General features: G+C 69.4%; 11 protein-coding genes and 6 pseudogenes. 12 read left to right on the forward strand and 5 right to left on the reverse strand.

Annotated features, from left to right (window positions below; all coding sequences use genetic code 11):
* A complete protein-coding gene (locus Atro_RS17590; RefSeq protein WP_497924338.1) occupies positions 1–828 on the forward strand; it encodes an NADPH-dependent oxidoreductase in 828 nt (275 codons plus the stop codon).
* A gap of 11 nt (positions 829–839) precedes the next feature.
* Here the strand turns inward: Atro_RS17590 and Atro_RS17595 are convergent, their stop codons facing one another.
* The 5 genes and pseudogenes from Atro_RS17595 to Atro_RS17615 form a co-directional block, all read right to left on the reverse strand.
* A complete protein-coding gene (locus tag Atro_RS17595; RefSeq protein ID WP_497924340.1) occupies positions 840–1,811 on the reverse strand; it encodes a magnesium and cobalt transport protein CorA in 972 nt (323 codons plus the stop codon).
* A 246-nt stretch (positions 1,812–2,057) separates the two neighbouring features.
* Positions 2,058–2,428 (reverse strand): annotated as a pseudogene (locus Atro_RS17600) (BON domain-containing protein).
* 295 nt (positions 2,429–2,723) lie between these two features.
* Entirely contained in the window at positions 2,724–3,566 is an 843-nt protein-coding gene (locus tag Atro_RS17605; RefSeq protein WP_497924342.1) for a 2-hydroxyacid dehydrogenase, read from the reverse strand.
* A 116-nt stretch (positions 3,567–3,682) separates the two neighbouring features.
* Positions 3,683–4,926 (reverse strand): annotated as a pseudogene (locus Atro_RS17610) (SfnB family sulfur acquisition oxidoreductase).
* Between the two features lie 46 nt (positions 4,927–4,972).
* Positions 4,973–6,214 carry an acyl-CoA dehydrogenase family protein gene (locus Atro_RS17615; RefSeq protein ID WP_497924344.1) on the reverse strand — a complete coding sequence of 414 codons (1,242 nt, stop codon included), beginning with the start codon at positions 6,212–6,214 and terminating at the stop codon, positions 4,973–4,975.
* 435 nt (positions 6,215–6,649) lie between these two features.
* Between Atro_RS17615 and sfnG the strand changes: the two genes are divergently transcribed.
* The 11 genes and pseudogenes from sfnG to parC all read left to right on the forward strand — a co-directional run bounded on the left by sfnG (position 6,650) and on the right by parC (position 20,474).
* Positions 6,650–7,744, forward strand: coding sequence for a dimethylsulfone monooxygenase SfnG (gene sfnG, locus Atro_RS17620; RefSeq protein WP_497924346.1), 1,095 nt, complete (start codon positions 6,650–6,652; stop codon positions 7,742–7,744).
* A 2-nt stretch (positions 7,745–7,746) separates the two neighbouring features.
* Positions 7,747–8,900: pseudogene (locus tag Atro_RS17625) on the forward strand (AMP-binding protein).
* Between the two features lie 15 nt (positions 8,901–8,915).
* Positions 8,916–9,686, forward strand: a complete 771-nt coding sequence (locus Atro_RS17630; protein WP_497924348.1) for an ABC transporter ATP-binding protein — start codon at positions 8,916–8,918, stop codon at positions 9,684–9,686.
* Positions 9,687–9,857: 171 nt separating this feature from the next.
* Positions 9,858–10,739, forward strand: coding sequence for a branched-chain amino acid ABC transporter permease (locus Atro_RS17635; protein ID WP_497924350.1), 882 nt, complete (start codon positions 9,858–9,860; stop codon positions 10,737–10,739).
* A gap of 12 nt (positions 10,740–10,751) precedes the next feature.
* The gene (locus Atro_RS17640) at positions 10,752–11,819 is read left to right on the forward strand and encodes a branched-chain amino acid ABC transporter permease (protein ID WP_497924352.1); all 1,068 of its coding nucleotides are present in this window, start codon (positions 10,752–10,754) and stop codon (positions 11,817–11,819) included.
* 82 nt (positions 11,820–11,901) lie between these two features.
* Positions 11,902–13,227: an ABC transporter substrate-binding protein gene (locus Atro_RS17645; RefSeq protein ID WP_497924354.1), complete on the forward strand. Its 1,326-nt coding sequence runs from the start codon at positions 11,902–11,904 to the stop codon at positions 13,225–13,227.
* 182 nt (positions 13,228–13,409) lie between these two features.
* Complete coding sequence (cpdA, locus tag Atro_RS17650; RefSeq protein ID WP_497924356.1) at positions 13,410–14,225, forward strand: 3',5'-cyclic-AMP phosphodiesterase; 816 nt, start codon at positions 13,410–13,412, stop codon at positions 14,223–14,225.
* Between the two features lie 393 nt (positions 14,226–14,618).
* Positions 14,619–15,236, forward strand: a complete 618-nt coding sequence (locus tag Atro_RS17655; RefSeq protein WP_497924358.1) for a YqiA/YcfP family alpha/beta fold hydrolase — start codon at positions 14,619–14,621, stop codon at positions 15,234–15,236.
* Positions 15,237–15,262: 26 nt separating this feature from the next.
* Positions 15,263–17,154, forward strand: a pseudogene (gene parE / locus Atro_RS17660) (DNA topoisomerase IV subunit B).
* Positions 17,154–18,139 (forward strand): annotated as a pseudogene (locus Atro_RS17665) (esterase-like activity of phytase family protein). Before parE ends, Atro_RS17665 begins: the two co-directional pseudogenes overlap by 1 nt.
* A gap of 77 nt (positions 18,140–18,216) precedes the next feature.
* Positions 18,217–20,474 (forward strand): annotated as a pseudogene (gene parC / locus Atro_RS17670) (DNA topoisomerase IV subunit A).
* The last annotated feature ends 188 nt before the right edge of the window (positions 20,475–20,662 follow it).

Below are 20,662 nucleotides of genomic sequence, written 5' to 3' on the forward strand. Positions count from 1 at the left end.
ATGCCTGAAACCATCGACCGTTTGTGGCAACAACGCTACCGCGACAGCGCCCCGCAGCCGGACGCCTTCACCCCCGACGCGATCATTGCGACGCTGCTCAGGCATCGCAGCGTGCGTGCCTATCTCGACCGGCCGCTGCCTGCCGGCACGCTGGAAACCCTGCTGGCCGCCGCCCAGTCGGCAGCCAGCTCCTCCAACCTGCAGGTGTGGAGCCTGCTGGCCGTCGAGGACCCGCAGCGCAAGGCGCGCCTGGCCGAGCTGGCCAACGGTCAGGCGCATATCCGCCAGGCGCCGCTGTTCCTGGTCTGGCTGGCGGACTTCTCGCGCATCCAGCGCCAGGCCGAGCGCCGGGAGGTCGAGCTGCAGGCGCTGCCCTATCTGGACAGCTTCCTGATGGGCGCCATCGACGCGGCGCTGGCCGCGCAGAACGCCGTCACCGCCGCCGAGTCCCTGGGGCTGGGCACCGTCTACATCGGCGCCCTGCGCAACCAGCTGCCGGCGGTGATCGAGGAGCTGCGCCTGCCGCCGCTGGTCTACCCGGTGTTCGGCCTCTGCGTCGGCTATGCCGACCCGGACAAGCCGGCGCAGGTCAAGCCGCGCCTGCCGCAGAGCCTGATCCTGCACCGCGAGACCTATGCGCTGCACGAGCAGGAGGCGCAGCTGATCGACGACTACGACCGGGCCATCGCCGCCTTCTTCGCCGAGCAGGGGCAGCCGTCGCCCGGCTGGAGCCGGCAGTCGCTGGAGCGGCTGAAGAGCGTCGCAACCCTGCACGGCCGCGAACGGCTGGCCGAGGCGGTCGAGGCGCAGGGCTTTCCGTTGCGCTAGCCGGGCGCGGGCTACAGCCAGTTCATCCGCTTGAAATTGACGAACAGCGTGCCGCAGCCGAGGACGATGACGCCGAGGACGGCGAAGTAGCCGTAGTGCCAGCCGAGTTCGGGCATGTGCTCGAAGTTCATCCCGTAGATGCCGGCCATCGCGGTGGGGAAGGCGAGGATCGCCGCCCAGGCGGCGAACTTGCGCTGCACCACGCTCTGCCGCGAGGACTCCAGCAGCAGGCCGATCTCGATGGCGTGGTCGGCCATCTCGCGCTGCCCGGTGAGGTCTTCCTGCAGGCGCGCCACATGGATCGCGATGTCGCGAAAGTACGGGCGCATGGGCTTGTCGATGAACGGAAAGTCGAGCTGCTGCAGTTCGCGGCAGATCTCCGCCATGGGCGCGATCTGTCGGCGCAGGCGCAGCAGGTCGCGGCGCAAGCCGGAGATCCGTTCGACATCGGCCGTGCTCAGCGGCCGTTCGAGGACGGTCTGCCCGATTTCCTCCAACTCCTCGAACATGCTGTCCAGCAGCGGCCGGTAGTTCTCGATGACGAAGCTGAGCAGGGCGTAGAGCACGAAGTCCTCGCCGTGCGTCAGCAGCAGCGGACGCGCCTCGCAGCGCTGGCGCACCGTGGAGTAGGGCGCCGAGTCGCCGTAGCGGGCGCTGATCACGTAGCCCTTGCCGGCGAACAGCTGGGTTTCGACGAACAGCAGGCGGCCGTCCTGGCGGATCGGCGAGTACAGCACCATGAACAGCGCATCGCCGAAGGTTTCCAGCTTGGGCCGGGTGTGCTGGGCGATGGCGTCCTCCATGGCCAGCTCGTGCAGGTTGAACTGTCGCTGCAGGCAGCGCAGCAGGCTGCTGTCGGGGTCGCGCAGGCCGATCCAGACCATGTGCCCCGGCCTGGCGGCCCACTGGCTGCCTTCCTCGAGGCTGATATCGGCGACTTTGCGGCCCTGGTGGTAGGCGGCGGCGGCAACGACCTGACCCATGGATGCTCCTCGGCGGGTGGGGTGGGGCAGCTTATCCCAGGCGCCGGCGGTCTGCAGCGAGCGCGTCGTCGTGCGTGCGGCGCGGGTCCGCTGGAGTGCGCAAGGAGGCCGGGCGCGGCGCCTGCGCCCCGGATGCCGGTGGGCGGCGGTGCGGCGCTTGCGAAGGAGAAGGGGAATTCCGGGAGCCGGCCCCGCGCCGGGCGTCGCGAAGCGCGCGCCCTTCGCCGGCGGGGCCGGGGTGTGGCGTTATTCGGTCACCATCAGGGCATCGGCGGATACGTCTTTCACGCCCTTGATGCTCATGGTTTTCTGGATGGCCAGGTCCTTCTCGGCCTGGCTGTCGACCGTGCCGGACAGCGACACCACCCCTGGTTGGTTTCCACCTTGATATCCATGCCGTCGAGATCGCTGTCGGCCAGGAAAGTGGACTTCACCTTGCTGGTGATCCAGGTATCGGAAACCGCATCTTCGGCCTTCTCCATGGTTTCGCCGGCGGCGACCGTCAGCGGCTGGGCCTGGCTGGTGCGGCTTTGGTCGGCGAGGACGCCGGTGCTCATCGACAGGCCGAGAACCGTGGTGGCAGTGATGGCGGCATAGGCCCAGGGATGTTTTTTCATGGTGTTCACTCCTGTTCTTCTTGAGGAATTACAGCGTGTCAACGTAGCTATGGACTGCCCGGACAGGCGGTAAGTTCTACGCGGCAGCGGAGCGAGGAAGAGCGGCGCTTTGCCGGCCGCCGATCCGCAGGCGCCCTCCGGCGTGTGTCGGGAGGCGCGTCGGATAGGCGGTGGGCCGGCTACAGGGGCACGGGCGTCGGGGGCTGCTGCCCGCTAACGTACGCCTCGATATTGGCCAGGACGCAGGCCTCCTGTTCCTGTGCCGCTTCGAGGGTGCTGCCGCCGATATGCGGCGTCAGGGCCACATGGGGGAGCTGGAAGAGTTCGCCGGGATCGACGGCTCGTGCTCGTAGACATCCAGCCCTGCACCGGCGATCTGGCCGGTTTTCAACGCCTGCAGCAGGGCTTTTTCATCGACGGTGGTGCCCCGGGACACATTGATCAGGAACCCCTGCGGACCCAGCGCCTGCAGCACCGTGGCATCGATCGCATGGTAGGTGCCGGCGTCCGCGCGCAGGGACACGACCAGCACGTCCGCCCAGCTGGCCAGTTGCACGAGGGACGCGAAATACGGGTAGGCAACCTCCGGGCGAGCCTGCCTGCCGTGGTAGCCGACCTCCATGTCGAAGGCCGCGGCGCGTTTGGCGATATTCAGGCCGATGGCGCCCAGGCCGCAGATGCCCAGCCGGCGGCCGGTCAGGCCGCGCACCGGTTGCATGCGCTCGCCGGCGTTGCCCTGCCAGCGCCCGGCCTCCAGGTAGTGGCGGGCGGCGGGCAGGTTCCTGACGCTCGAAATCAGCAGGCCCATCGCCAGGTCGGCCACGCTTCTGGCATTGGCCGCGGGACTGTTGGTCACGACGATCCCGCGTTCCCGTGCGTGGTTCAGGTCGATGCCGTCGTAACCGCTGCCCAGGCAGCAGATCAGCCCCAGTTGCGGCAGCCGGGCCAGCGACTCGCCGCTCATCCGCGTCGAGCCGAAGGCGACGACGATGCGTATTTCCCCGGCCAGTTCCGGCGCCAGCGCGGCGACCGCGGCGTCGAAGTCGGCGGCCGTGGCCTCGATCACCCTGAAACGGGCCTTCAGGCATTCGAGGAACGACGCGGAAACGCGAGAGACGAGGAGAAGGGTGGGCTGCATGGCGGTTGCTCGTGAGGAGGACGGACCCAGCTTACCGTCCGTCGCCCGCCGCCACAGTTGCGCATTGGCGAAGCCTCCGCCGCCGGGGGGGGGGGGCGGCGGGGCTGGCCGCTCCGCTACAGCCAGGGATGGCGTGCCGGCTTGACGCCGTTGAGGTAGTAGTTGCCGATGATGCTGAACTTCCAGCGCACCGGGTCGTGCAGGGTGTGGGTGCGGGCGTTGCGCCAGTGGCGGTCGAGGTTGTACTCCTCGAGAGTGGAGCGGGTGCCGGCCAGTTCGAACAGCTTGTTGCTGGCGAGGATCGCCGCCTCGGTGGTGAGCACCTTGGCTTCGGCCACGGCGATGGAGGCGGCGGCGACGGTTTCCTCGTCGGGGTTGGCGACGGCGAGCTGGATCCGGTCGGCGGCCAGGTCGAGCACCGCTTCGGCGGCGCGCTGGCGGATCTGCAGGTCGCCGATCTGCTGCAGGGTGTAGGGGTCCTGCCAGGCGTGTTCGAGGCCGGAGTCGAGCCAGGGGCGGGCGTGGCGGCGGACCTGTTCCTGGGTGTCGGCCAAGGCGCCGCGGGCGATGCCGGCGTCGATGGTGGCCTGCAGGAACTGCGAGATCGGCCCGGCGGCGGTGGGCCGCTCGAAGGCCTGGTGGACCGGCAGCAGGTGCGCGGCCGGAACGCGCACGTTCTTGACCAGCACGGTGCCGCTGGCGGTGGTGCGCTGGCCGAAGCCGGACCAGTCGTTGATCACTTCCAGCCCCTCGGCGTCGCGGCGGATGAAGGCCAGGAAGGGACGTTTCTCGGCGTCCACCGCGACGGTGGGCACCCAGTGGGCGAGCAGGGCGCCGCTGGAGTAGAACTTCTGCCCGTCGACGCGGAAGAAGCCCTGGCCGTCCGGCGTCAGGCTCGTCTCGAAGTCGGCCACGGTGCGGCTGTTGCGCTCGGAGAAGGCGTTGCCGAAGCGCACGCCGTCCAGCACCAGGCCGAAGAAGTAGCGCTTCTGGGTTTCGTCGCCGTCCAGGCGCAGGTGGTCGACGATGGCCAGGTGGTTCTGCGGCAGCTGGGCCAGCGACGGGTCGGCGGCGGCGATGGTCTTGATCACTTCGCCGAGGGTCCGGTAGCTGACCTCGGCGCCGCCGTAGGCGCGGGGCACGGTGATGCCCCACAGGCCGCTCTGCGAGAAGGCGTTCAGTTCCGCCACCGGCAGGCGCCGCTCGCGGTCGCGCTGGCCGCCTCGCGGGCGAAGTCGGCGGCCAGGGCGCGGGCGATCTCGATGGCCTCGGCGTCGCTGCGGATGCGGTGCGCCGGCTGCGGCGGCGGCGCTTGCAGGTAGGGATCGGCCGGGCGGGCCGGGGTGTGCAGTTCGCTCATGGGGATCTTCCTTTCGTGCATGACGTGCTTCGGTGGCGGGGTCGGCTCAGGCGGCGGCGCTCGGGCCGCTGCCGATCTGCCAGACGTAGGGCGGCTCCGTGCCGTTGACCTCCCAGTCGCCGACGATGCGTTCCTTGTAGATCAGCGGGTTGTGCGAGGCGGCGGTGCGCGCGTTGCGCCAGTGGCGGTCGAGCTGTTTCTTCTCGCTGGTGGCCGAGGCGCCGAGGGCGTTGAACAGCTCGGTGGTGACGCGCAGCGCCAGCTCGGCGATCACCACCTGGGCCTGGGCCGACTCCAGTTCGGCGGCGACGTTGGCGGCGTGCTCGGCGGCCGCGTCGTTGCCGAAGCGGGTTTCGTAGGCGCGCTGGGCCGCGGCGGCGGCGCGCAGGGCGGTGGCCTCGGCGGCGTAGACCTGGGCGGAGGCCTTGCCGATCACCTGCAGCACCTGCGGGTCCTGGCTGACCCGCGGGGCGTTGCCGGTGCTGAAGATGCGCGTGCGCTGGCGCACCTCGGCGGCGAAGTCGCGCAGCGCGCCGCGCCCGCTGCCGGCCAGCACGGCGATCAGCACCAGCTGGTAGAAGGCGGTCTGGTATTTGAAGCGGCTGGCGAAGTCGATGAGGTTTTCCTCGGCGACCACCGCGTCGCTGAACACCGAGGTGCCGCTGCCGGTGGTGCGCTGGCCGAAGCCGTCCCAGTCGTCGTGCTGCTGCACGCCCTTCTGGTGGGTGCTGACCGCGGCGATCACGTCGCGGCCGTCGTCGTCGCGCTGGGCGTAGACGTCGATCCAGTCGGCAAAGATGCTCCCGGTGCTGTAGTACTTCTGGCCGTTGACCACCCACTGGCCGTCCTTGCGGCTGACCCGGGTGCCGACTTCGCCGATCTTCACCGCGCCGATCTCGGTCCAGGCGTTGCCGACCAGCTCGCCGGCGACGAAGCGCCGGAACCACTTGTCCTGCGGGGCGACGGCCTGGGCGTTGAGGCGGTCCTCGACGAAGGCGAAGTGGCCGCGCAGCGCCTGCGGCACGCTGGAGTCGGCCTCGGCCAGCTCGATCAGCAGCTGGAACAGCTGGGGCAGCGAGGCGCCGGCGCCGCCATGTTCCACCGGCACGCGCACGGCGCCGAAGCCGGCTTCCTTGAGCCACTTGATCTGCTCGTACGGCAGGCTGCGAGTGCGCTCGCGCTCGACGGCGCCTTCGGCGATGCGCGCGAAGATCGGCCGAAAGCGCGCGGCCAGCTGCTCGTAGTCGGCGCCGCTGGAAAGGGAGGACAGATGTTGCTGGGCGGTCATGGCAAGGCTCCTGAGTGGGAACGGTCGCGGCAGCCGATGCCGGCCGCCGTGTTGCCAAGCCTTTTGCACAGGCCGTGCCTGCCCCGCCAAGCCAGCATCCATGCGGGTTGCGGCCGTCGGCGGGGGGATTTGCCTGTTGCCTGCGGCGCAACTTGCTGGCGGACTGCGGCCTGGGCAACAGCTGGCTTGTCGCCATGCTTCGCGCAGGCCGGGGCGACGGCTGTCGGCCGTGCCGGGCGCGCTGTCCGCCGGGCAGCAGTCGTTCAGCAGGTTGCGCCGGGCGGAACAGCGCGAAAGTCCGGCTGCTCTGGGTAAGCTTTTGATTCTTTATGGGTTTTTCATGTTGGCACGACGGCTGCTCCAGGGCTTGCAGCGGGTGCCGCTGCGGTACCCGGCGTTTTCCCGTTTTCCCTTTCTAGCCGTGGAGCACATGCCATGAGTCAGCAACCGATCAAGTTCGCCTACTGGGTACCCAACGTCAGCGGCGGCCTCGTCGTCAGCAAGATCGAACAGCGCACCAGCTGGGACATCGACTACAACCGCACGCTGGCGCAGATCGCCGAGAAGGCCGGTTTCGAGTACGCGTTGTCGCAGATCCGCTTCACCGCCGGCTACGGCGCCGAATACCAGCACGAGTCGGTGGCGATCAGCCATGCGCTGCTGGCTTCCACCGAGAAGCTGCGGGTGATCGCCGCGATCCTGCCGGGGCCGTGGCATCCGGCGGTGCTGGCCAAGCAGATCTCGACCATTTCCCATCTGACCAACGGGCGCATCGCGGTGAACATCGTCTCCGGCTGGTTCCGCAGCGAATTCACCGCCATCGGCGAGCCCTGGCTGGAGCACGACGAGCGCTACCGGCGTTCCGAGGAGTTCATCGAGGTGCTCAAGGGCATCTGGACCCAGGACGATTTCACCTACAAGGGCGACTTCTACCGCTTCCACAACTACAGCCTCAAGCCCAAGCCGCTGCAGCAGCCGCGCCCGGAGATCTTCCAGGGCGGCAGCTCGCGCGCGGCGCGCGACATGGCCTCGCGGGCGGCCGACTGGTACTTCACCAACGGCAACAGTGTGGAGGGGATCAAGGCCCAGGTGGACGACCTGCGCGCCAAGGCGGCGGCCAACAATCACCAGGTCAAGGTCGGCGTGAACGCCTTCATCATCGCCCGCGACACCGAGGAGGAAGCCAGGGCCGTGCTGGCCGAGATCCTCGCCAAGGCCGATCCGGAAGCGGTCCGGGCCTTCGGCCACGAGGTCCGGCAGGCCGGCGCGGCCAGCCCGGAAGGCGACGGCAACTGGGCCAAGTCCAGCTTCGAGGACCTGGTGCAGTACAACGACGGCTTCAAGACCAACCTGATCGGCACCCCGCAGCAGATCGCCGAGCGCATCGTCGCCCTCAAGGCGGTCGGCGTCGACCTGATCCTCAGCGGTTTCCTGCACTTCCAGGAGGAGGTCGCCTACTTCGGCGAGAAGGTCCTGCCGCTGGTGCGCGAGCTGGAGGCCAGAAAGGCCGCCGAGAAGGACGCGGCCTGAACATGGTTCGGTTTGCGGACGGCGGGGAGCGCGTCCCCGCCAGCCTGCCGGAGTGGCTGCAGTGGCAGGCGCGCCGGCAGGGCGAGGGCATCGCCCTGCGCCACAAGCGCCTGGGTGTCTGGCAGGCGCGTAGCTGGGCGCAGCTGGCCGCCGAGGTGCGCGGTCTGGCCGGCGCGCTGCAGGTGCGCGGTTTCGCCGGCGATGCGCAGCTGGTCGTCCTCAGCCGGCCGCGTCCCGAGGCGCTGCTGGCATCGCTGGCCGCGCAGTGGCTGGGCGGCTCGGCGGTGCTGCTCGATCCGCTGGAGCCGGCCGCCGGACAGCAGGCGCTGCTGCGCGGGCTGCAACCGGACTTCGTCTTCGCCGAGGGCCTGGAGGAGCTGGAGCGCCTGCGCGGCACGGGACTCGTCCCGCGCCTGGCGTTCTACGCCGACGCGCGCGGGTGAAGGCGCAGGCCGGGGAGCAGGACTATGCCCGCCTGCTGACCGGGTCGGGAACGGCGCAGCCGGAACTGCTGGCCCAGGCCGGGCGCTGCGCCTTCGCCTTCTACCGGCGCGGCGCCGATGGCCGCCACGAGCGGCAACGGATCGGCCACGCCGAGCTGTTGCGGGAGGGACACCGGCTGGTGCAGGCCGAGCAGCTCGACGCCGATGAGGAGGCCCTGGCCGCGCGCGCCTTCGCCGCCGGCGGCCAGGCCCGCTACCTGCTGGCGCCCTGGCTGATCGCCGGCTTCCGGCTGAATTTTCCGGAAAGCCTGGCCACCCGCGACAACGACCGCCGCGAGCTGGGACCGACCCTGGTGGCCGGCACCCGGGAGACCTACGGGCGCCTGTACGCGCAGGTCCAGGCCCGTCTGCCGCCGCCGGGCAGCGCGCAGGGGCGCCTGGTCGACTGGGCGCTGGACGGGCGGCCCGGCCTGCTGCGCCAGGTGTTCGGCGATTGGCTGGTGCGCCGGCCGCTGCGCGACGTGCTGGGCTTCTCGCGCACCCGCGCGCCGCTGCTGGTCGGCGAGCCGCTGCCGCCGGACGTCGAGGCGTTCTTCGCCGGGCTGGGCGTCGCGGTACGCGCCTGGCCAGATCCCGCCGAATGGCACAGTCCGTCGGCGCAGCCGGTGCCGGCCGCCGGCGGCTGGCTTGCCGACGGCTCGCAACCGGCCTGAGGAGGAGAGGCACCGATGTCTCGACCGCTGCTCGAACTGGACAACATTTCCCTGGCGTTCAAGGGCGTCAAGGCGATCAGCAATATCGGCTTCGCCGTGGCCCCCGGCGAAATCTGCGCACTGATCGGCCCCAACGGCGCGGGCAAGAGTTCGCTGCTCAACGTCATCAACGGCGTGTACCGGCCACAGGAGGGGCTGATCCGCTTCGACCGGGTCGCGCGGCACCGGATGCGCCCGCAGCAGGCCGCCGAGCTGGGCATCGCCCGCACCTTCCAGAACATCGCCTTGTTCAAGGGCATGAGCCTGCTCGACAACGTGCTCACCGGGCGCAACCTCAAGCGCCGCGGCAGCTGGATCGAACAGGCCCTGCGCGTCGGCCGCGCGAGCGGCGAGGACGACCGCCAGCGCGAAGCGGCCGAGCGGGTGATCGAGTTCCTGCGCCTCCAGCCGTGGCGCGACGCCAGCGTCGGCCGGCTGCCCTACGGCCTGCAGAAGCGCGTCGAGCTGGCCCGCGCGCTGGCCGCCGAACCGCGCCTGTTGCTGCTCGACGAGCCGATGGCCGGGATGAATGCCGGGGAGAAGGCCGAGATGAGCCGCTTCATTGTCGAGGTCAACCGCGAGTTCGGTACCACGGTGGTGCTGATCGAGCACGACATCGGCGTGGTGATGGGCATCTCCGACCACGTGGTGGTGCTCGACTACGGGCGCAAGATCGGCGACGGCCCGCCGCATGAGGTGCGCCGCGATCCCGAGGTGATCGCCGCCTATCTGGGCACGCGGCATTAGGGACTGCGTAGGGTGGGCAACGGCGCAGCCTTGCCCACCGCTGGTGGATGGCCACCCCGTGGGAAATCGCTGCGCGAGTTTCCCACCCTACAAGAACCCCGCAATCGACGACGACCGCCTGCGTGCAGGCGGCCAGGGCGGCTTGCGCCCGCAAATGGCAGGAACAGGTATATGGAATTCTTCTTCGAAGTGCTGATCGGCGGGCTGCTGGCGGGGGTGATGTACTCGCTGGTCGCCATCGGCTTCGTGCTGATCTACAAAGCCTCGGGCGTGTTCAACTTTGCCCAGGGCGCGATGGTGCTGTTCGCCGCGCTGACCTTCGTCAGCCTGCTCGAGCGCGGCGTGCCCTTCTGGCTCGCCTTCCTGATCACCCTGGCGGCCATGGTGGCGCTGGCGCTGGCGATCGAGCGCGCGGTGCTGCGCCCGCTGGTCAACCGCTCGCCGATCACCCTGTTCATGGCCACCCTCGGTCTGTCCTACATGATCGAGGGCTTCGCCCAGGCGCTGTGGGGCGCCCAGGTGCACGGCCTGGAGCTGGGCGTCAGCGACGCGCCGCTGGAAGTCGGCGGCCTGCTGCTCTCGCAGTTCGACCTGTTCGCCGCCGGCACCGCCGCCGCGCTGGTCGCGCTGCTCACCGTGCTGTTCAACAGGACCCGCATCGGCCTGTCGCTGCGTGCGGTGGCCGACGATCCGCTGGCCGCGCTGGCGGTGGGCATCCGCCTGCAGCGCATCTGGGCAGTGGTCTGGGCGGTGGCCGGCTTCGTCGGCCTGGTCGCCGGCCTGTTGTGGGGCGCGCGCCTCGGCGTGCAGTTCTCGCTCTCCCTGGTGGTGCTCAAGGCGCTGCCGGTGCTGATCATCGGCGGCTTCACCTCGATCGGCGGCGCCATCGCCGGCGGCCTGATCGTCGGCGCCGCGGAGAAGCTCGCCGAGGTCTATCTCGGCCCCTTCGTCGGCGGCGGCATCGAGAACTGGTTCCCCTACGTGCTGGCCCTGCTGTTCCTGCTGGTGCGTCCGGCCGGACTGTTCGGCGAGCGCGCCATCGAGCGCGTCTAAGGAGATCGCCACATGCTCTATCGAGAAGCCGGCCAGTTCAGCATCCGCTACGCCGACGACCGCCGCCTGTTCCGCCTGCGCCAGGACCGCCTCGGCCTCGCCCTGCTGCTGGCCTTCGCCTTCGTCGCGGTGCCGTACCTCGGCAACGACTACTGGTTCAGCGCCATCCTGATTCCCTTCCTGGTGCTGTCGCTGGCCGGGCTGGGGCTGAACCTCTTGACCGGCTACGCCGGCCAGCTGTCGTTGGGTTCGGCGGCGTTCATGGCGGTGGGCGCCTTCGCCGCCTACAACTTCGAATTGCGCGTGGCGGGCCTGCCGCTCTTGGCCAGCTTCGCCCTCGGCGGGGTGGTCGCCGCGCTGGTGGCGCTGCTGTTCGGCCTGCCGAGTCTGCGTATCAAGGGCTTCTACCTGATCGTCTCGACCCTGGCCGCGCAGTTCTTCGTGCAGTGGGCGCTGACCAAGTTCTCTTGGTTCTCCAACGACAACCCCTCCGGCGTCATCACTGCGCCGAAGCTGCAGATCCTCGGCGCCGACTTCGGCTCGCCGGCCGGGCGCTACCTGCTGACCCTCGGCGTGGTGGCGGCGCTGTTCTGGCTCGGCCACAACCTGGTGCGCAGCGAGCTGGGCCGCAACTGGATGGCGGTGCGCGACATGGACACCGCCGCCGCAGTGATCGGCATCCCGCTGGCGAAGACCAAGCTGCTGGCCTTCGCCCTCAGCGGCTTCTTCCTCGGCGTCGCCGGCGCGCTCTGGGCGTTCACCTATCTCGGCACGGTGGAGCCGCACGGCTTCGACCTCAACCGCTCGTTCCAGGTGCTGTTCATCGTGATCATCGGCGGGCTGGGCAGCATCCTCGGCAACTTCCTCGGCGCCGCCTTCATCGTGCTGTTCCCGCTGCTCCTGTCCAACCTCGCCGGCCTGCTGCCGGCCGGGCTGATCGACGCCGGGCAGCTGGAGAACCTGCAGAAGATCGTCTTCGGCGCGCTGATCATCGCCTTCCTGATCAAGGAGCCGGAGGGGCTGGCCCGCCTCTGGCGCCGCCTGCGCGAACGCGCCCGGCTTTGGCCGCTGCGCTATTGATGCTCTCAAGGTTAAGAGCCTTCAAGCACCACCGGACGCCGGTCCGGCCCCTGACTTCCCTCTCTCTACAAGGACAAGCACGATGTTCGAACGCAGTTTCGTCAGCAGCCTGGCGCTGGCCCTGAGCCTGGGCAGCGCGACCCTCACCGCGCACGCCGCCGGCGAGCAGTACTTCCCGCTGCAGAGCTACCGGGTTGGCCCCTACGCCGCCGGCGGCACCGGCTTCTTCGGCGGCTTCATCGACTACCTCAAGTACGTCAACGCGGGCGGCGGGGTGGGCGGCGTCAAGCTGACCTGGAGCGAGTGCGAGACCGAATACGTGGTGGAGAAGGGCGTCGAGTGCTACGAGCGCCTGAAGGGCGGCTTGAATGGCGCGCCGGCCGCCGCCACCAACCCGCTGTCGGTGGGCATCGCCTACGCCACGCTGGACCGCTCCACCGCCGACAAGCTGCCGCTGATCACCATCAACCACGGGCGCACCGACTCCACCGACGGCAGCGTGTTCCCCTATGCCTTCCCGCTGCAGCTGAACCCGTATTCCGAGGTGTCGGCGATCATCAACTACATCGGCCAGCAGGCCGGCGGCCTCGACCAGCTCAAGGGCCAGAAGATCGTCACCCTCTACCACGGCTCGCCGTACGGCAAGGAAACCAACGAGGTGCTGAAGGCCCTGGCCGACCAGTACGGCTTCGCCCTGACCCTGCTGGAAGTGCCGCACCCGGGCAACGAGCAGCAGTCGCAGTGGCTGAACATCCGCCGCGAGAAGCCCGACTGGGTGATCCTGCGCGGCTGGGGGGTGATGAACCCGGTGGCGCTGAAGACCGCGCAGAAGGTCGGCTTCCCGGCCAACCGCATCATCGGCAACATCTGGAGCAACTCCGAGGAGGATGCCGCGCCGGCCGGCGCCGCGGCCAAGGGCTTCATCGCCATCACCACCCACCCGTCCGGCACCGCCTTCCCGGTCTTGCAGGGCATCAAGCAGCAGGTGGTCGACAAGGGCCAGGGCGACCTGGCCGATCCCAAGCGCTTCGGCACCGTCTACTACAACCTCGGCGTGGTCAACGGCATCCTCAACGTCGAGGCGCTGCGCATCGCCCAGGAGAAGTTCGGCCAGCAGCCCCTGACCGGCGAGCAGGTGCGCTGGGGCTTCGAGCACCTCAAGCTGGATGATGCGCGCCTCGCTGCGCTCGGCGCCAAGGGCCTGGTGCAGCCGCTCAAGCTGTCCTGCGCCGACCACGAAGGCGGCGGCGCGGTGCGCTTCCAGCAGTGGGACGGCGAGAAGTGGAGCCTGATCAGCGACTGGGTGCAGGCCGACCGCGCCCTGCTGCGGCCGATCATCGAGGCGTCCTCGCACAAGTACGCCGCCGAGAAGGGCATCGTTCCGCGCGAGTGCGGCAAGGAGGCCTAAGCCGCACGGGGCGGGGCTGGCCTTCCGCCCGCGCCAGCCCCGACAGGCGCCTGCGCAACGATGACATATTTCACAACCGGGCATCCGGCACGGACGTTCTGTGAACCACGTCTGCCGAATGGACTTATCAGGCCGGTGGTCAGGGGCCGATAATTGACCTGCTTCCGTTCCAGGAGAAGGTCTTGTCGAGCCCATCCCCTTCCGCTGCCGATTCCTCCCTGTTGCTGGTGCAGTTGACCGACAGCCACCTGTTCGCCGATGCGCAGGCGCGGCTGCTCGGCATGCAGACCCAGGACAGCCTGCAACGGGTCATCGAACTGGTGCGTCGCGAACAGCCGCGGATCGATCTGGTGGTGGTCAGCGGCGACGTCTCCCAGGACGGCTCGGCCGAGTCCTACGCGCGCTTTCGCCAGCTCTGCGCGCCGCTCGCCGCGCCGCTGCGCTGGATTCCCGGCAACCATGACACGCGCGAGGCGCTGAACCGGGCCAGTGCCGGCGGCGACTGGCGCCGGCCGATCGTCGACCTGGACAACTGGCGCATCGTGCTACTCGACTCGGTCCTTCCCGAGGCGGTGCCCGGCTTTCTCGAGGCGAGCGAGCTGGCCCTGCTCGAGCGAGCGCTCGCGGAGGCCCCCGAGCGCCATCATCTGGTCTGCCTGCATCACCATCCGGTATCGGTCGGCTGCCACTGGATGGAGTCGATCGGCTTGCGCAACGCCGAGGCGCTGTTCGCCGTGCTGGACCGTTTCCCGCAGGTGCGCGTGCTGCTCTGGGGGCACGTGCACCAGGAGTTCGACCGCCTGCGCCGCGGCGTGCGCCTGCTGGCTTCGCCCTCGACCTGCGTGCAGTTCACCCCCGGCAGCGAGACCTTCGCGGTCAGCGACCAGGCGCCCGGCTATCGCTGGCTGCGCCTGCACGCCGACGGTCGCCTGGAAACCGGCGTGTCGCGCCTGACCGATTACCGCTTCCAGATCGACTACGGCAAGGGCGGCTACTGATTCGGCAAGGTGCCGGCTACCTTGCCATACGGCAGCAAATGCGCCGCTCGACTTGAGACTGGCGCGCGCCGCTTGTAGCCTTCCTCCCCTAGGGTCTGTTGACGTTTTGGCGTAGGCCGCGACGGCGGCCCGTCTAGCGCAGAACAAGGAACGAGGAGAGAGGTTTGGTCATTCCAAATGAACGACGAGCGACGCCGTGCTGCGCCAGACGGGCCCCGTCCCTTCGGGTTGCGCGGCAAATGCCGCCATGCGGCGTTGCGGGGCTTGGCAAGGGAAGGACCATTGCCGGCGCCCCGCGCCTGGCCGAACGCGGCCCGGCCTGGCGGCATTTGACGCGGCAACGCGGCTCACGCCAAAACGTCAACAGACCCTAGCCACTGCCGCCCGAGATTCATGCCCAGCGCCGCGCCGTCCATCCTTTATATCCACGGCTTCAACAGCTCGTCCGCCTCCCTCAAGGCGCGGCAGCTGAGCCGCACCATGCAGGCCATCGGCCTGGCGGCGCGGTTGCGGGCGCCCGATCTGCACCACCATCCGCGCCAGGCGATCGTCCAGCTCGAGGCGGCGCTCGCCGAACTCGGTCGGCCCACGCTGGTCGGCAGCTCCCTGGGCGGCTACTATGCGACCCATCTGGCCGAGCGGCACGGCCTGCAGGCCGTGCTGATCAATCCCGCGGTGCGCCCGCATCGGCTGTTCGACGGCCGCCTGGGGGCGCAGCGCAACCATTACAGCGGCGAGGCCTGGGAGCTGACCGCCGACCATCTGGCGACCCTCGCCGCGCTGGAGGTGCCGCCTCCGCAGGACCCGGCGCGTTACCGGGTGTGGCTGCAGACCGGCGACGAGACCCTCGACTGGCGGGATGCCGCGACCTACTACCGGCACTGCGCGCCCGACGTCGAGACGGGTGGCGACCACGCGTTCCAGGGCTTCGCCGGGCGCCTGCCGGAACTGCTCGCCTTCGCCGGCTTCGATGCCGGGCTGTGGCGCGATTTCGATTTTTCCGAACTCTGATCTTCGAACTCTGAACTAAGGCAACCATGGCTCAGACCTACAATGCGGACGCCATCGAGGTCCTTTCCGGACTCGATCCGGTGCGCAAGCGCCCGGGCATGTACACCGACACCACGCGTCCCAACCACCTGGCCCAGGAAGTGATCGACAACAGCGTCGACGAGGCCCTGGCCGGCCACGCGAAATCCGTGCAGGTGATCCTCCACGAGGACAATTCGCTGGAGGTGATCGACGACGGCCGCGGCATGCCGGTGGACATCCACCCGGAGGAGGGCGTGCCGGGGTCGAGCTGATCCTCACCAAGCTGCATGCCGGCGGCAAGTTCTCCAACAAGAACTACCAGTTCTCCGGCGGCCTGCACGGCGTCGGCATCTCGGTGGTCAACGCGCTGTCGACCCGCGTCGAGGTGCGTGTCAAGCGCGACGGCAACGAGTACCGCATGGCCTTCGCCGACGGCTTCAAGGCCAGCGAGCTGGAGATCGTCGGCAGCGTGGGCAGGCGCAACACCGGCACCAGCGTGCAGTTCTGGCCGGATGCCCAGTACTTCGATTCGCCGAAGTTCTCCGTCGCCCGTCTCAAGCATGTGCTCAAGGCCAAGGCGGTGCTCTGCCCGGGCCTCTCGGTGAGCTTCGAGGACAGGGCCGCCGGCGAGAAGGTCGAGTGGCACTACGAGGACGGCCTGCGCTCCTACCTGGCCGATGCGGTCGGCGAGTTCGCCCGCCTGCCCGAGGAGCCGTTCGTCGGCAGTTTCGCTGCCAGCCGCGAGGCGGTGGACTGGGCGCTGCTGTGGCTGCCCGAGGGCGGCGAGAGCGTGCAGGAAAGCTACGTCAACCTGATCCCCACCGCCCAGGGCGGCACCCACGTCAACGGCCTGCGCCAGGGCCTGCTGGACGCCATGCGCGAGTTCTGCGAATTCAGGAACCTCTTGCCGCGCGGCGTCAAGCTGGCCCCGGAGGATGTCTGGGAGCGCATCGCCTTCGTCCTCTCGATGAAGCTCGCTGAGCCGCAGTTCTCCGGGCAGACCAAGGAGCGCCTGTCGTCCCGCGAGGCGGCGGCCTTCGTCTCCGGGGTGGTCAAGGACGCCTTCAGCCTGTGGCTCAACGAGCATCCCGAACTGGGCCTGGCGCTCGCCGAGCTGGCGATCAGCAACGCCGGGCGACGCCTCAAGGCCGGCAGGAAAGTCGAGCGCAAGAAGGTCACCCAAGGGCCGGCGCTGCCCGGCAAGCTGGCCGACTGCGCGGGGCAGGACCCGCAGCGCGCCGAGCTGTTCCTGGTCGAGGGCGACTCCGCCGGCGGCAGCGCCAAGCAGGCGCGCGACAAGGAGTTCCAGGCGATCATGCCGCTGCGCGGCAAGATCCTCAACACCTGGGAGGTGGACGGCGGCGAGGTGCTGGCCAGCCAGGAGGTGCACGACATCGCGGTGGCCATCGGCATCGATCCCGGCTCGGCGGATCTGTCCCAGCTGCGCTACGGCAAGATCTGCATCCTCGCCGACGCCGACTCCGACGGCCTGCACATCGCGACCCTGCTGTGCGCGCTGTTCGTCCGCCATTTCCGCCCGCTGGTCGAGGCCGGCCATGTGCATGTCGCCATGCCGCCGCTGTACCGTATCGATCTGGGCAAGGAGATCCACTATGCCCTGGACGAGGCCGAGCGCGACGGCATCCTCGAGCGCCTGGCCGCCGAGAAGAAGCGCGGCAAGCCGCAGGTCACCCGCTTCAAGGGCCTCGGCGAAATGAACCCGCTGCAGTTGCGCGAGACCACCATGGACCCCAACACCCGGCGTCTGGTGCAGCTGACCCTCGACGACTTCGACGCCACCCGCGAAGTCATGGACATGCTGCTGGCGAAGAAGCGCGCCGGCGACCGCAAGTCCTGGCTGGAGACCAAGGGCAACCTCGCCGAGGTGCTGGTTTGATGCGCCGCTGGCTGGCGGCCCTGGGCCTGCTGTTCAGCGCGACGCTGCACGCCGCGCTGCCGGTGGAGCCGTTGCGCCTGCTCGACGAGCACCCGCTCGACGGCATGCCGAGCGGCAACCTGTCCGGTCTGGCGCGCTGCGGCGACGCGCTCTGGGCGGTTTCCGACCGCGACGACGATCGTTTCTACCGCCTGCATCCCGGCGAAGCGGCCTGGCAGGCCGAGGCGCAGACCTTCGTCGTGCCGCCGCTGCCCGACAGCGGCTTGCCCTGGGGCGTGCGGGCACGGACCAAGCTGATGGGCACGCTGCGCGGCGGCGAGATGGATTTCGAGGGGCTGAGCTGCGACGCCCAAGGCAACCGCTATCTGGTCAGCGAGTCCTATGCCGCGGTGCTGCAACTGCCGGAGATCGGCCAGCCGCAGTGGCTGGCGCTGCCGGCGCCGCTGCTGCGCCAGGCGCGGGCCAGCGGCATGCTGCTGAGGTTCAACGCCATGTTCGAGGGCGTCGCCGTCGATCCGCCCGGCGAGCGCCTGTGGCTGGCCGCCGAGCGCGAGCGCCGCGGCCTGCTGGTGGCGCACCGTGCCCAGGCGAGCTGGCACTGCAGCGGCAGCTGCGTGTTGCTCAGCGAGGACGGCCCGGCGCTGCCGCCGGCCCAGTTGAAAACCTCGCGGCGCTGGGCGAAGAGCTTCTCCGACCTGACCTTCTACGGGACAAGCTGTTCAGCCTGGAGCGCCTGGCCCACCAGATCTGCCGGCACAGCCCGAACACCGGCGAGGTCGAGCGCTGTTGGTCGTTCGCCGATGCGCTGCTCACCGACGCGCGCCGCTACGCGCAACCCTGGGGCAGCGCCGAGGCCCTGTGGATCGACGCCGAGGGCGCCTGGATCGGCACCGACAACGGCTCGCTGGCCCGCGGCGACGGCGAGACCCGGCCGATGCTCTGGCATTTCGCCGCGCCGGCCGAGGGCTGGAACGCCGCACCGTGAAACCTGGCCACGACACCGCATTCATCGTCTTCCGGCGCCGGCCGCCTGCCGCCGCGCCGCAACCTAGGGTGTGACCCATGAACGAATCCTTCGATCCCGGCCTGGACGGCGTGGAGCGCCGCTCACTCGCGGAGTTCACCGAGCAGGCCTACCTCAACTATTCCATGTACGTGATCATGGACCGCGCCCTACCGCACATCGGCGACGGCCTGAAACCCGTGCAGCGGCGCATCGTCTACGCGATGAGCGAGCTGGGCCTGGATGCCGACGCCAAGCACAAGAAGTCGGCACGCACCGTCGGCGACGTGCTCGGCAAGTTCCACCCCCACGGCGACTCGGCCTGCTACGAGGCCATGGTGCTGATGGCCCAGCCGTTCAGCTACCGCTACCCGCTGATCGACGGCCAGGGCAACTGGGGCGCGCCGGACGATCCCAAGTCGTTCGCCGCCATGCGCTACACCGAGGCGCGGCTGTCGCGCTATTCGGAAGTGCTGCTCGCCGAGCTGGGGCAGGGCACCGCCGACTGGGTGGCGAACTTCGACGGCACCTTGGACGAGCCGGCGGTGCTGCCGGCGCGGCTGCCCAACCTCTTGCTCAACGGCACCACCGGCATCGCCGTGGGCATGGCCACCGACGTGCCGCCGCACAACCTGCGCGAGGTGGCGAGCGCCTGCGTGCGCCTGCTCGACGAGCCGCAGGCGACGGTGGCGCAGCTCTGCGAGCACATCCCGGGCCCGGACTTTCCCACCGAGGCGGAGATCGTCACCCCGCGCGCCGAGCTGCTGAAGACCTACGAGACCGGCCGCGGTTCGGTGCGCATGCGCGCGCTGTACCGGGTCGAGGACGGCGACGTGGTGATCACCGCGCTGCCGCACCAGGTCTCCGGGGCCAAGGTGCTGGAGCAGATCGCCGCACAGATGCAGGCCAAGAAGCTGCCGATGGTCGCCGACCTGCGCGACGAGTCGGACCACGAGAATCCCTGCCGCATCGTCATCATCCCGCGCTCCAACCGGGTCGACGTGGAGGGGCTGATGCAGCATCTGTTCGCCACCACCGAGCTGGAGTCCAGCTACCGGGTCAACCTCAACATCATCGGCCTGGACGGCCGGCCGCAGGTGAAGGACCTGCGCACGCTGCTTTCCGAATGGCTGGAGTTCCGCGTGCGGACGGTGCGCCGGCGCCTGCAGTTCCGCCTGGACAAGGTGGAGAAGCGCCTGCACCTGCTCGAGGGCCTGCTGATCGCCTTTCTCAACCTCGACGAGGTGATCCGCATCATCCGCAGCGAGGATCATCCGAAAGCCGTGCTGATCGAGCGCTTCGCCCTCAGCGAAGTGCAGGCCGACTACATCCTCGACACCCGCCTGCGCCAGCTGGCGCGGCTCGAGGAGATGAAGATCCGCGGCGAGCAGGACGAGCTGGCCAAGGAGCGCGACAAACTGCTGGCTTTGCTCGGCAGCGAGGCCAAGCTGAAGAAGCTGGTGCGCAAGGAGCTCCTGGCGGACGCCGAGACCTACGGCGATGCGCGGCGCTCGCCGATCGTCGAGCGGGCTGAGGCCAGGGCGCTGTCGGAAACCGAGCTGCTGCCCACCGAGCCGGTGACCGTGGTGCTTTCCGAGAAGGGCTGGGTGCGCTGCGCCAAGGGCCACGACATCGACCCGGCGGCGCTTTCCTACAAGGCCGGCGATGGCTTCAAGGCGGCGGCTCAGGGCCGCTCCAACCAATACGCCGTGTTCATCGACTCCAGTGGGCGCAGCTATTCCCTGGCGGCCCATTCGCTCCCCTCGGCGCGCGGCCAGGGCGAGCCGCTGACTGGGCGTCTGGCGCCGCCGCCGGGGGCGAGCTTCGAATGCGTGCTGCTGCCGGAGGACGAGGCGCTGTATGTCCTGGCCTCCGATGCCGGCTATGGCTTCGTGGTGAAGGGCGAGGATCTGCAGGCGAAGAACAAGGCCGGCAAGGCACTGCTGAGCCTGCCGGCCGGCGCCCGGGTCATGGCGCCGCGCCCGCTGGGCGATCTGCAGAACGACTGGCTGGCGGCGGTGACCACGGAGGGGCGCCTCTTGCTGTTCCCGTGGCCGAGCTGCCACAGCTGGCCAAGGGCAAGGGCAACAAGCTGATCGCCATCCCCGGGGCGCGGGTCGCCAGTCGCGAGGAGTACCTCGGCGATTTCGTCGTGCTCTCCGCCCGGGCGACCCTGGTGCTGCAGGCCGGCAAGCGGACCTTGTCGCTGAAGCCAGGCGACCTGGAGCATTACCAGGGCGAGCGTGGTGGGCGCGGCAACAAGTTGCCGCGCGGTTTTCAGCGGGTGGACGCGCTCTTGGTCGAGGAACCGGGCTGATGGCAGAATGTCGCGCGAGCGCATCGGAGGGGGCGGGGGCAGCTGCTTGCCGCTAGCTGTCTGCAGTTTCCCAAACGATTACACAGGCCGGCCTGCAAGGGATTGACGAATTGGCCATGCTCGGGCCGGCTTTGTCCGGGGGCGTTGCGGCCCCCGGCGGACGGGTGCCGTCCGCTTCGGGCATGGCC

It is taken from the genome of Azotobacter tropicalis (assembly GCF_059739045.1).

Excerpts from the sequence above, each read along its gene's own strand:
- Atro_RS17590 (WP_497924338.1), top strand. The coding sequence starts at position 1 with ATGCCTGAAACCATCGACCGTTTGTGGCAACAACGCTACCGCGACAGC.
- Atro_RS17595 (WP_497924340.1), bottom strand. The coding sequence starts at position 1,811 with ATGGGTCAGGTCGTTGCCGCCGCCGCCTACCACCAGGGCCGCAAAGTC.
- Atro_RS17605 (WP_497924342.1), bottom strand. The coding sequence starts at position 3,566 with ATGCAGCCCACCCTTCTCCTCGTCTCTCGCGTTTCCGCGTCGTTCCTC.
- Atro_RS17615 (WP_497924344.1), bottom strand. The coding sequence starts at position 6,214 with ATGACCGCCCAGCAACATCTGTCCTCCCTTTCCAGCGGCGCCGACTAC.
- sfnG (WP_497924346.1), top strand. The coding sequence starts at position 6,650 with ATGAGTCAGCAACCGATCAAGTTCGCCTACTGGGTACCCAACGTCAGC.
- Atro_RS17630 (WP_497924348.1), top strand. The coding sequence starts at position 8,916 with ATGTCTCGACCGCTGCTCGAACTGGACAACATTTCCCTGGCGTTCAAG.
- Atro_RS17635 (WP_497924350.1), top strand. The coding sequence starts at position 9,858 with ATGGAATTCTTCTTCGAAGTGCTGATCGGCGGGCTGCTGGCGGGGGTG.
- Atro_RS17640 (WP_497924352.1), top strand. The coding sequence starts at position 10,752 with ATGCTCTATCGAGAAGCCGGCCAGTTCAGCATCCGCTACGCCGACGAC.
- Atro_RS17645 (WP_497924354.1), top strand. The coding sequence starts at position 11,902 with ATGTTCGAACGCAGTTTCGTCAGCAGCCTGGCGCTGGCCCTGAGCCTG.
- Atro_RS17655 (WP_497924358.1), top strand. The coding sequence starts at position 14,619 with ATGCCCAGCGCCGCGCCGTCCATCCTTTATATCCACGGCTTCAACAGC.